Consider the following 12,038-nt stretch of genomic DNA (forward strand, 5'->3'; position numbering starts at 1 on the left):
ATGAAAAAACTGACGGCTTTTGTCGCCGGGCTGTTGTTCGGCATCGGCCTGTTGCTGGCAGGCATGGCCAATCCGGCCAAGGTTTTGGGGTTTCTCGATATCGCCGGTGCGTGGGATCCGTCACTGGCGCTGGTGATGGTCGCGGCCATTGCAGTGGCCTGGATGCCGTTTCATTGGGCGATGAAACACCCCACGTCGTTGCTGGGCGCGCCGATGCAATTGCCGGTCAGTCGTGAGCTGGATCGACGGTTGATCGGAGGCAGTCTGTTGTTCGGGGTTGGTTGGGGCATTGCCGGCATCTGCCCCGGGCCTGCGCTGGTGTTGTTGCCGACCGGGCACTGGCAAGCATGGGTGTTCGTGATCGCCATGCTGGCGGGCATGTTGATCTTCAAGGCATTGCAGGCGCGCCGTTAAGTCAGAGCAAGCTTAACCCTGGAGAGACCGTAGCTTTCGCGGCGCAGGCCTTGCAGAAAGCTACGATCGTTGCGGCGCTCAGGCCACTATGTGTCCGCTGGCAATCGCCGCCGATGCCGCCAGCATCGCCCGCAACAACACCGCACACCCCGCCGCCAGGTCATCCGGTGCGGCGTTTTCGATTTCGTTGTGGCTGATGCCGCCTTCGCACGGCACGAAGATCATTCCGGCCGGGCCCAGTTCGGCGAGGAAGATCGCGTCGTGCCCTGCTCCGCTGACGATGTCCATGTTCGACAACCCCAAGCCTTGCGCCGCATTGCGTACGGCTTCGACGCAGCCCTTGTCGAAGTACAGCGGCGGAAAATCGGCGGTTGGGGTCAGTTCGTAGGTCAGGCCGTGTTCCTCGCAGGTGGTTTCGATGACTTCGCGGACTTCGGCGATCATCGAATCCAGGCGTGCCGGTTCCAGATGACGGAAATCCAGGGTCATGCGCACTTCGCCGGGAATGACGTTACGTGAGCCGGGATAGGCTTGCAGGCAACCGACGGTGCCGCAGGCATGGGGTTGATGGCCGAGGGCGGCACGGTTGACGGCGCCGACGATCACCGAGGCGCCAACCAGGGCGTCTTTGCGCAGGTGCATCGGAGTCGGGCCGGCATGCGCTTCGACGCCACGCAGTTTCAGGTCGAACCATTTCTGGCCCAGGGCGCCCATCACCACGCCGATGGTCTTGCGTTCGTCTTCAAGGATCGGCCCCTGCTCGATGTGGGCTTCGAAATAAGCGCCGACGGCGTGGCCACTGACCGGGCGTGGCCCCGCGTAGCCAATGGCGTTCAGCGCCTCACCGACCGTGACGCCATCGGCATCGACCTTGGCCAGGGTTTCTTCCAGAGTGAATTTTTCCGCAAACACGCCGGAGCCCATCATGCATGGAGCGAAACGCGAGCCTTCTTCGTTGGTCCAGACCACCACTTCCAGCGGCGCTTCGGTTTCCACGCCAAGGTCGTTGAGGGTGCGCAGCACTTCAACGCCGGCCAGGACGCCGAAACACCCGTCGAACTTGCCGCCGGTGGGCTGAGTGTCGATGTGGCTGCCGGTCATCACCGGTGGCAGGTTCGGGTTACGGCCTGGGCGGCGGGCGAAGATGTTGCCGACGGCGTCGATGCTGACGGTGCAGCCCGCCTCCTCGCACCAGCGCACGAAAATGTCCCGGGCCTGGCGGTCGAGGTCAGTCAGGGCCAGGCGACAGACGCCTCCCTTGACCGTCGCACCGAGCTTGGCGAGTTCCATGAGCGACTGCCATAAACGGTCGCGATTGATGTGCTGATGGGTGGATTGCAGAACGTCTACCGCTGCGTTCATGGTGATCTCCTCAGGCAGTTCTTATGGATTTCTTCAGGTATTTCATCGGTGAATTCGAGGCCGTCTTCGCGGGCAAGCCCGCTCCCACAGTGAATCGGGTGTACACAGCATTTGTGTACGACCTCAATCCCTGTGGGAGCGGGCTTGCCCGCGAAGAGGCCATCCACTACACCGCAGATTTCGCGACTGATGGACTGGGCCGCATCGAGCACAGGCCGTAGTAAATCAGCCCGCCCAGCGCCGAGCCGGTAAACCAGCCATAGCTGTAAAACCAGCTGAATGCATCGCTGCCCAGCGACAGCAGCGTCAACGCCACCGGCACGCCAAACGCGGTAAACCCGTACCAGTTCCAGGCCGGGTACACGTCATCGCGATACAGCCCGGCCAGGTCCAGTTGCTGTTTCTTGATCAGGAAATAGTCCACCACCATGATCCCGGCGATCGGTCCCAACAGGCTTGAATAACCCAGCAGCCAGTTCGAATACACCGTTTCCAGGCTCACGTCAGAAACAATCAGCCCAAGCTTTTTCAGCAACTCATGACCCATCAGCAACAGCCCGACCAAACCGGTCAGCAACACCGCTTTGGTGCGGTTGATGAGTTTGGGCGCGACGTTCTGGAAATCGTTGGTCGGCGAGACAATGTTTGCCGCGGTGTTGGTCGACAGCGTGGCAATGATGATCAACGCCATCGCCAGCGCGACCCAGACCGGGCTCTGGATATGGCCGATCAGCGTCACCGGGTCGGAAACCGTCACCCCCACCAGTTTCACCGAGGCGGCGGTCATCACCACGCCCAGCGAGGCGAACAGGAACATGGTCAGCGGCAGACCGATGATCTGGCCGACAATCTGGTCCTTCTGGCTTTTCGCGTAACGGCTGAAGTCCGGAATGTTCAGGGACAAGGTGGCCCAGAACCCGACCATGGCGGTCAACCCGGCAGCGAAGTAACTGACCACGCTGGCACCTTCCGGACGCTTGGCCGGGATGGCCATCAGCTCGGTCATCGACACGTTCGGCATGGCCCAGACCAGCAGCCCCACACCGACCAGCACCAATATGGGTGCAGACAGGGTTTCAAGCCACTTGATCGAATCAGCCCCACGAATTACCACCCACAAATTCAGCGCCCAGAAGATCATGAAACCAATGACTTCACCGGTGCCGCCCAGGGATTTCCAGCCCTCGAACACCGAGCCGAGGAACAGGTGGATCGCCAGGCCGCCGAACATCGTCTGGATACCAAACCAGCCACACGCCACCAAGGCGCGAATCAGACACGGAACGTTGGAGCCAAGGACGCCGAAGGACGAACGCAGCAACACCGGAAACGGGATTCCGTATTTGGTGCCGGGAAAGGCGTTCAAGGTCAGGGGAATCAACACGATGATGTTGGCAAACAGAATCGCCAGCAGCGCCTCGCCGACGCTCAGGCCGAAATACGCGGTGAGCACGCCACCAAGGGTATAGGTCGGCACGCAGATCGCCATGCCGACCCACAACGCGGTGATGTGCCATTTGTTCCAGGTTCGTTCGCGCACCTTGGTCGGTGCCATGTCGTGGTTGTAACGGGGACTGTCGAGGACATCGCTGCCGGCTTCGAGCTCGAACAAGCCGTCGCGCTCGGTCACTTGCGATCTGATCTGTTGCATGGCCGCTCCACTGTTCTTTGAATTATTTTTTGCTCATCGGGGGCTGTGGGCATCAATAAGCGTGCCGGGCACCCCTTTTGCGCATCGGGCAGTTCCATAAAAACGTTGCAACTAACTGATGTTGATCAGTTTTATTTATATACCCAGTGAGTCCTCGGTTGGTGGCGTGTTCACTCAGGCCGAATGACACGCAAGTTGTCCGAACAGTCAGGACTCAATGTGGTGCATCTCACTTTTTTTCAGCTGTTGCGCATCAACCATAGACCATACTCAAGCAGCTGATTTCACATAAGAAATCTTGTCTATTTTTAGAACCTGTCAAGTGCGTCAAAATGGTGAACGACCTCACCATTTTGGTGATTTCATTATTTAATCGTTAATTATCAATTACTTAAAACAGCTATAAGCTTATAAAAAATATTCTTGCTGATTCCATAAACTCGGACTAGCTTCTATTCCTGACAGCACTGACAGGAATACACCTGTTTGTGCACGCTTCATATAAAACATTTAGAACCGGCATCAGTCGGTCATTGCCTGCGAGGAACTCGGAATGTCTCTGTTGATCCGTGGCGCCACCGTTATTACCCATGATGAAAGTTATCGCGCCGACGTCTATTGCGCCGACGGCGTGATCAAAGCCATCGGCGAGAATCTTGATGTTCCGGCGGGTGCCGAAGTGCTCGACGGCAGCGGCCAGTACCTGATGCCCGGCGGCATCGATCCGCACACGCACATGCAATTGCCCTTCATGGGCACGGTGGCCAGCGAAGACTTCTTCAGCGGCACGGCGGCTGGACTGGCCGGCGGCACCACCTCGATCATCGATTTCGTGATTCCCAATCCGCAGCAATCCTTGATGGAAGCGTTTCACCAGTGGCGCGGCTGGGCCGAGAAGTCGGCGTCGGATTACGGTTTCCACGTCGCGATCACCTGGTGGAGCGAACAGGTTCGCGAGGAAATGGCCGAGCTGGTGAGCCAGCACGGCGTTAACAGCTTCAAGCATTTCATGGCCTACAAGAACGCGATCATGGCAGCCGATGACACGCTGGTGGCGAGCTTCGAGCGCTGCCTGGAACTGGGCGCCGTCCCCACCGTGCACGCGGAAAACGGCGAACTGGTGTATCACCTGCAACGCAAGTTGATGGCCCAAGGCATCACCGGACCAGAAGCGCATCCATTGTCACGACCGTCGCAGGTGGAAGGCGAAGCCGCGAGCCGGGCGATCCGCATTGCCGAAACCCTGGGCACGCCGCTGTACCTGGTGCATGTCTCGACCAAGGAAGCCCTCGACGAAATCACCTATGCCCGCAGCAAGGGCCAGCAAGTCTATGGCGAAGTATTGGCCGGGCATCTGCTGCTGGACGACAGCGTCTATCAACACCCGGATTGGCAGACCGCCGCCGGTTACGTGATGAGCCCGCCCTTCCGTCCTCGCGGCCACCAGGAAGCGCTTTGGCATGGGCTGCAATCAGGCAACTTGCACACCACCGCCACCGACCATTGCTGTTTCTGCGCCGAGCAAAAAGCTGCCGGTCGCGATGACTTCAGCAAAATCCCCAATGGCACCGCCGGTATCGAAGACCGCATGGCCGTGCTGTGGGATGAAGGGGTGAACACCGGGCGTTTGTCGATGCAGCATTTCGTTGCGCTGACCTCCACCAACACCGCGAAGATCTTCAACCTCTACCCGCGCAAAGGCGCGATTCGCGTCGGCGCCGATGCGGACCTGGTGCTGTGGGATCCGCAAGGTACGCGCACCATCTCGGCCAAGACCCATCACCAGCAGGTCGACTTCAACATTTTTGAAGGCAAGACCGTGCGCGGCGTGCCGAGTCATACCGTGAGCCAGGGCCGAGTGGTATGGGCCGACGGTGATCTGCGCGCCGAGCGCGGAGCCGGACGGTATGTCGAACGGCCGGCGTATCCGGCGGTGTTTGATTTGCTCAGCAAGCGGGCTGAGTTGAATAAGCCGACGGCTGTGAAACGCTGACCCCCGATCGTTCCCCATGCTCTGCGTGGGAATGCAGCCCGGGACGCTCTGCGTCCCAGAGGGGAACGCGGAGCGTCCCTTGAGGCATTCCCACGCAGAGCGTGGGAACGATCAGCCCACCAGAGGCAGTACCTCAATAACCGTGAGGCCAACACCGTGATCAAGACGCTGAACCACCTCCCGCATCCCCATGAGGATGCGGCCGCCCTCGCCGGTCATTTCACCGATCTGGCGCCACCCTTGAACGCTCGTCAGGCGCACCTCGAAGCCTCGCGTTGCCTGTACTGCTACGACGCACCGTGCGTGAACGCCTGCCCGAGCGAGATCGATATTCCGTCGTTCATTCGCAACATTCATCAGGAAAACGTTCAAGGCGCCGCGCACAAGATCCTTTCGGCGAACATCCTCGGCGGCAGTTGCGCCCGGGTCTGCCCGACCGAAATTCTTTGCCAGCAAGCCTGCGTGCGTAACAACGAGCAAGAATGCGCGCCAGTGTTGATCGGCCTGTTGCAGCGGTACGCCGTCGACAATGCGCACTTCGCCGAACACCCGTTCCAGCGCGCCGCCGCTACCGGCAAACGCATCGCGGTGGTCGGTGCGGGCCCGGCGGGTTTGTCCTGCGCCCATCGCAGTGCGATGCACGGCCATGACGTGGTGATTTTCGAAGCACGGGAAAAGGCTGGCGGCCTCAACGAGTACGGGATCGCCAAATACAAACTGGTGGACGATTACGCGCAGAAGGAACTTGAGTTCCTGATGCAGATCGGCGGGATCGAAATCCGTCACGGCCAAAAACTCGGCGAGAACCTGACCTTGAGCGAACTGCATCAGCAATACGACGCGGTGTTCCTCGGCCTCGGTCTGGCCGCCAGCAAACAATTGGGGATGCCCCATGAGCATGCACCCGGTCTGCTCCCCGCCACCGATTACATTCGCGAACTGCGCCAGTGCGATGACCTGACGCAACTGCCGTTGGCCGACCGCTGCATCGTGCTCGGCGCCGGCAACACGGCCATCGACATGGCCGTGCAAATGGCTCGCCTCGGCGCCCGCGACGTCAATCTGGTGTACCGCCGGGGCCTTGCAGACATGGGCGCTACTGGCCACGAACAGGACATCGCCAAGGCCAATCAGGTGCGTTTGCTGACCTGGGCCCAGCCTGAAGAAGTGCTGCTCGATGCCCACGGCAACGTGCGCGGCATGCGCTTCGCCCGTACACATGCCATCGAAGGTCGCCTGCAAACCACTGGAGAAACCTTCGAACTGGCCGCTGATGCGATCTTCAAAGCCATCGGCCAGGCCTTCGACGCCAGCGCCCTCGCCGACCCGCTGGCCCGCGAACTCAAACGTCAGGGCGAGCGGATTCAGGTGGATGAAAATCTTCGCACCAGCATTCCCCGTGTGTATGCCGGTGGTGACTGCACCAGCCTCGATCAGGACCTCACCGTGCAAGCCGTGCAGCACGGCAAACGGGCCGCCGAGGCCATCAACGCGCAACTGATGCTCAACGTGGAGGCTGCGTAAATGGCCGATCTCTCGATTGTCTTCGCCGGCATCAAAGCTCCCAATCCGTTCTGGCTGGCGTCCGCGCCGCCGACCGACAAGGCCTACAACGTGGTTCGCGCTTTCGAGGCGGGCTGGGGCGGTGTGGTCTGGAAAACCCTGGGTGAAGACCCGGCGGCGGTCAACGTGTCGTCACGCTACTCAGCGCACTTCGGCGCCAACCGTGAAGTGGTGGGCTTCAACAACATCGAGCTGATCACCGACCGCTCGCTGGAGATCAATCTGCGGGAAATCACCCAGGTCAAAAAGGACTGGCCGGACCGTGCGCTGATCGTTTCGCTGATGGTGCCCTGCGTCGAAGAATCGTGGAAATTCATCCTGCCGCTGGTGGAAGCCACGGGTGCTGACGGCATCGAACTGAACTTCGGTTGCCCGCACGGCATGCCGGAACGCGGCATGGGGGCGGCGGTCGGCCAGGTGCCCGAGTACGTCGAGCAGGTCACCCGCTGGTGCAAGACCTATTGCTCGCTGCCGGTGATCGTCAAGCTCACGCCGAACATCACCGACATTCGCGTCGCAGCCCGCGCGGCCCATCGAGGCGGTGCCGATGCGGTGTCGCTGATCAACACCATCAACTCGATCACCAGCGTCAACCTGGAGCGCATGGTCGCCAATCCAGCCGTGGGCAGCCAAAGTACCCACGGCGGTTATTGCGGCTCGGCGGTGAAGCCGATCGCCTTGAACATGGTCGCCGAAATCGCCCGCGACCCACAGACCCAAGGCCTGCCCATTTCCGGCATCGGCGGGATTGGCAGCTGGCGTGATGCAGCGGAATTCATCGCCCTGGGCAGCGGCTCGGTGCAGGTGTGCACGGCGGCGATGCTGCATGGCTTTCGCATTGTCGAAGAGATGAAAGACGGCTTGTCACGCTGGATGGACAGTCAGGGCTACGCCAGCATCGCGGATTTTTCCGGGCGCGCGGTGGGCAACACCACGGACTGGAAGTATCTGGACATCAACTATCAGGTCATCGCCAAAATTGATCAGCAGGCGTGTATTGGTTGTGGACGCTGCCACATCGCTTGTGAAGACACTTCACACCAGGCGATTGCCAGCCTGAAACAGGCGGACGGGACGCATAAGTACGAAGTGATCGATGACGAGTGCGTGGGCTGCAACCTGTGCCAGATCACCTGTCCGGTGGAAGATTGCATCGAGATGGTGCCGATCGACAACGGCAAGCCGTTTCTGGACTGGAATCATGATCCGAGGAATCCGTATCACGTCGCTCCCTGACCGATCACTCGATCGTTCCCACGCTCTGCGTGGGAATGCCTCAATGGACGCTCTGCGTCCGCTCTTGGGACGCGGAGCGTCCCGGGCTGCATTCCCACGCAGAGCGTGGGAACGATCAAGTTAGGGCTCCAGTCCGATCCCGCGCAATATCACACTCGTCACCGTCTGCACCGCCCGTTCGAACTGCATGTCCGACAGCGGCTGATGATCGTTGAGAATATTCACTTGATGATCAAAGTCGGCGTAATGCTGGGTCGAGGCCCAGATCATGTACAGCAGACTTGAAGGCTCCACCGCCAGGATGCGTTTGTCGTCGACCCACTGACGGATCTTCGCTTCCTTCATCTTGGCCCAGTCATACAGGCTCACGTCCAGCTTCTCGCCCAGGGTCGGCGCGCCATGGATGATCTCGTTGGCCCAGACTTTGGAACCATAAGGCCGGCTGCGGGAATGGTTCATCTTGGCGCGGATGTAGCTGCTGAGCACCACGCGCGGATCGTCGAACATCTCGAAGCACAGCGCGTCCTGCTTCCACACGTCCAGCAAGCCCAGCAACACGGCGCTGTACAACTCACTCTTGGTGCTGAAGTAGTAATGGAGGTTGGAGCGAGGCAGTTGCACTTCAGCGGCAATGTCGGCCATGGCGGTGCCAGCGAAACCCTTTTCGGCGAAAACCTTTTCGGCTCCCAACAGAATCTTCTCGACATTACTGCGACGAATTTCGATCTTGTGATTGCCCATGAGGGCTCCCTGACAACAGCGTTGCCCAAGACTAGCATCCGCTCTACCCCGCGGCGACAAGCGAAAACGAATCTTCGTATACCCGACGGCTCGCGGGTAAACTGGCCGCCTCTTCGACCCTGCCTCAGAGGTATTCACGATGCTGTTCAAGAAAGCCCTGACCACTGCCGCCCTCCTCGGCTCGCTGCTGGCCGCTTCGTCGGTATGGGCCCATGCCCATCTGAAAGACCAGACCCCGGCGGCGAACAGCACCGTGAGCGCGCCCTCGGAGCTGCGCCTGGTGTTTTCCGAAGGCGTCGAAGCGACGTTCACCAAGGTCACGATCAGCAAGGACGGTGCCGATGTGCCGGTCAAAAGCCTGGCCACTGAAGGCAGTGACAAGAAAACCCTGATCGTCACCCCGACGGCTCCTCTGGCGCCAGGCGCCTACAAAGTCGAATGGCATGCGGTGTCGGTCGACACCCACAAAAGCGAAGGCGCCTACAGCTTCAAGGTCGGCCAGTAATTCATGACGAGCGCGATGGTGCTGTGCCGCTTTTTGCATTTCACCGTGGTGCTGATGCTATTCGGGGCCTGGGTGTTCAGGCCGCTGCTTCTAGGGCGTAGCAACGCATTCGATCAGCCACTGTTGCGAGTGACCCGCCTGCTCGCGGCAGTGGCCTTGCTCAGTGGCGTCGGCTGGTTGCTGTTGATCACCGCCAGCATGGCCGGGGCGTGGGACGCGGCATTCGATCCGTCGACCTTGCGGCTGGTACTGGGCAGCACGTTTTTCGGTCAGGTATGGCGCTGGCATCTGCTGCTCAATGCCTTGCTGGTGGCGCTGCTACTGACGCCCTGGCGCTCTTGCGCGCCGCTGCGCCTGGGCCTCGCCAGTCTGCTGTTGGCCACCCTGGCCCCGGTCGGCCACGGCGCCATGCTCGATGGCCTCCAGGGTCATTTGCTGATCCTCAACCAACTCGTTCACCTGACGTGCGTCGGCATCTGGCTCGGCGGGTTGATGCTGTTGGTGATGATCCTGCGGCAACCGACGGGCCTTGCGATCAATCCGATATTGCGCCGCTTCAGCGGTGTCGGTTACGGGTTGGTGGCGGGATTGCTGATGACCGGGCTGATCAACGTCCGGGTCCTTACCGGGCAGTTTTGGCCGATGCCCTTGCTGTCGGGGTTCGCGCTCATCCTGCTGATCAAGGTGATGCTGGTGGCCGTCATGCTGGGGCTGGCGTTGTTCAATCGGCTGCGGGTCAAGGATTGCGAACAACGCCTGGCAACGCTGAGATTGAGCGTGATCACCGAATGGTTGCTGGGTATTGGCGCGGTGGCCGCCGTATCCCTGCTGGGCACCATGCCCCCGATGATCGCCGGCTAAACACATCCCACCCTGTGGAGCGAGCCTGCTCGCGATAGCAATGGTTCAGTCGACATCAACTTTGACTGACACATCGCTATCGCGAGCAGGCTCGCTCCCACAGGACTTTGGCCGTCTCACTGGCAAGTCATCGTATAACTTCTGATTGACAATCCCTGAATCCCTCGCAAATAATTGCCCCAATGTTGTACGACGACGTATGACAAACAATAAAAACAACAAGAAACAAGGGAGCGTCACAGTGAGCAAGCTCGTCCGCAATTCCTCCGTCTGCACCCCTCGCGCCACCTTCATCCGCCGTCATACGCTGAGCCTGATCGGTTGCAGCAGCCTGGCCGCCCTCGCGCTGCCCATGACCAGCCACGCCGAAGGTTTTGCCGATGACGCCAAGGCCACGCTCAACCTGCGCAACGCCTACTTCAATCGCAACTACATCAACCCGGCCTATCCGCAGGGCAAGGCAGAAGAGTGGACGCAAAACTTCATCCTCGACGCCAGGTCCGGGTACACCCAGGGCACTGTCGGTTTCGGCTTGGACGTACTGGGCCTGTACTCGCAAAAACTCGACGGCGGTAAAGGCACCGGTGGTACCCAACTGCTGCCGATCGGAAGTGACGGACGCCCTGCCGACAACTTCGGCCGCCTGGGCGTGGCGCTGAAAAGCAAAATCTCGAAAACCGAATTGAAGGTCGGTGAATGGATGCCGGTGTTGCCGATCCTGCGCTCCGACGACGGTCGTTCGCTGCCACAGACCTTCCGTGGCGGGCAGGTGACTTCCAGCGAAATCAGCGGCCTGACGCTCTACGGCGGCCAGTTCCGCCAGAACAGCCCGCGCAACGATGCGAGCATGGAAGACATGTTCATGAACGGAAAATCGGCGGCCATCACCTCCGACCGCTTCAACTTCGGCGGCGGTGAATACGCGTTCAACGACAAGCACACCCAGGTCGGCGTCTGGTACGCCGAACTCAGCGACATTTATCAGCAGCAGTATTTCAACCTGAGCCACAGTCAACCAATGGGTGACTGGACCCTGGGCGCCAACCTCGGTTACTTCATCGGCAAGGAAGATGGCAGCGCCCTGGCCGGCGACCTCGACAACAAAACCGCCTTCGCCCTGCTCTCGGCCAAATACGGCGGCAACACCTTCTATGTCGGCCTGCAAAAGCTGACGGGCGACACGGTCTGGATGCGCGTCAACGGCACCAGTGGCGGCACGCTGGCCAACGACAGCTACAACTCCAGCTATGACAACGCCCGGGAAAAATCCTGGCAGGTGCGGCATGACTACAACTTCGTGGCACTCGGCATTCCCGGCCTGACCTTGATGAACCGCTACATCAGCGGCGATAACGTGCACACCGGGGCCATCACCGATGGCAAGGAATGGGGCCGCGAAACAGAACTGGCCTACACCGTGCAAAGCGGCGCGCTGAAAAACCTCAACGTCAAATGGCGCAACGCATCCATCCGCAAAAACTTCAGCACCAACGAGTTTGACGAAAACCGCGTCTTCATCAGCTATCCGATTTCGTTGTTGTAACGGTTTACCCAATGAATGCGGGAGCAAGCCTGATCGCGAAAACGGTGTGCCAGACAATCTACAGGTCGTCTGACATTCGCTCTTCGCGAGCAAGCTCGCTCCCACAAGGTTGGTGTGATTCGAGGATCGGCGCTTAATCGATGACCCTCCGTCATTTTCAACCAAAGTC

Annotated in this window: 10 protein-coding genes; 7 read left to right on the forward strand and 3 right to left on the reverse strand. The window is 60.0% G+C overall.

Translation table 11 applies throughout. The annotated features are described in order from the left end of the window. Entirely contained in the window at nt 1-414 is a 414-nt protein-coding gene (locus HNR03_RS15420; protein ID WP_259154460.1) for a DUF6691 family protein, read from the forward strand. Between the two features lie 78 nt (nt 415-492). Here HNR03_RS15420 and HNR03_RS15425 read toward each other — a convergent pair whose 3' ends face one another. Together HNR03_RS15425 and HNR03_RS15430 are read right to left on the reverse strand one after the other, a co-directional pair. After that, nucleotides 493-1,776, reverse strand: coding sequence for a Zn-dependent hydrolase (locus HNR03_RS15425; RefSeq protein ID WP_222587114.1), 1,284 nt, complete (start codon nt 1,774-1,776; stop codon nt 493-495). A gap of 166 nt (nt 1,777-1,942) precedes the next feature. Next, a complete protein-coding gene (locus tag HNR03_RS15430; RefSeq protein ID WP_259154462.1) occupies nt 1,943-3,427 on the reverse strand; it encodes an NCS1 family nucleobase:cation symporter-1 in 1,485 nt (494 codons plus the stop codon). Nucleotides 3,428-3,980: 553 nt separating this feature from the next. On the opposite strand from HNR03_RS15430, the gene hydA reads away from it, so the two are divergent. The 3 genes from hydA (at nt 3,981) to preA (ending at nt 8,219) form a co-directional block, all read left to right on the forward strand. Beyond that, nucleotides 3,981-5,420, forward strand: coding sequence for a dihydropyrimidinase (hydA, locus tag HNR03_RS15435; RefSeq protein ID WP_259154463.1), 1,440 nt, complete (start codon nt 3,981-3,983; stop codon nt 5,418-5,420). A gap of 156 nt (nt 5,421-5,576) precedes the next feature. Further along, nucleotides 5,577-6,944 carry an NAD(P)-dependent oxidoreductase gene (locus HNR03_RS15440; protein ID WP_259154465.1) on the forward strand — a complete coding sequence of 456 codons (1,368 nt, stop codon included), beginning with the start codon at nt 5,577-5,579 and terminating at the stop codon, nt 6,942-6,944. After that, complete coding sequence (gene preA / locus HNR03_RS15445) at nt 6,945-8,219, forward strand: NAD-dependent dihydropyrimidine dehydrogenase subunit PreA (protein WP_259154467.1); 1,275 nt, start codon at nt 6,945-6,947, stop codon at nt 8,217-8,219. Nucleotides 8,220-8,339: 120 nt separating this feature from the next. Here the strand turns inward: preA and HNR03_RS15450 are convergent, their stop codons facing one another. Continuing rightward, nucleotides 8,340-8,960 (reverse strand): TetR/AcrR family transcriptional regulator, encoded by a 621-nt coding sequence (locus HNR03_RS15450; RefSeq protein ID WP_222587119.1) that lies wholly within the window; start codon nt 8,958-8,960, stop codon nt 8,340-8,342. 139 nt (nt 8,961-9,099) lie between these two features. On the opposite strand from HNR03_RS15450, the gene copC reads away from it, so the two are divergent. The 3 genes from copC (at nt 9,100) to HNR03_RS15465 (ending at nt 11,869) form a co-directional block, all read left to right on the forward strand. After that, nucleotides 9,100-9,465, forward strand: a complete 366-nt coding sequence (gene copC, locus HNR03_RS15455) for a copper homeostasis periplasmic binding protein CopC (RefSeq protein ID WP_259154468.1) — start codon at nt 9,100-9,102, stop codon at nt 9,463-9,465. Nucleotides 9,466-9,468: 3 nt separating this feature from the next. Further along, nucleotides 9,469-10,326: a copper homeostasis membrane protein CopD gene (gene copD / locus HNR03_RS15460; protein WP_259154469.1), complete on the forward strand. Its 858-nt coding sequence runs from the start codon at nt 9,469-9,471 to the stop codon at nt 10,324-10,326. Nucleotides 10,327-10,567: 241 nt separating this feature from the next. Further along, complete coding sequence (locus HNR03_RS15465; protein WP_259154470.1) at nt 10,568-11,869, forward strand: OprD family porin; 1,302 nt, start codon at nt 10,568-10,570, stop codon at nt 11,867-11,869. Nucleotides 11,870-12,038 lie beyond the last annotated feature (169 nt).

It is taken from the genome of Pseudomonas sp. JAI111 (assembly GCF_024809425.1).
Lineage (GTDB): Bacteria > Pseudomonadota > Gammaproteobacteria > Pseudomonadales > Pseudomonadaceae > Aquipseudomonas.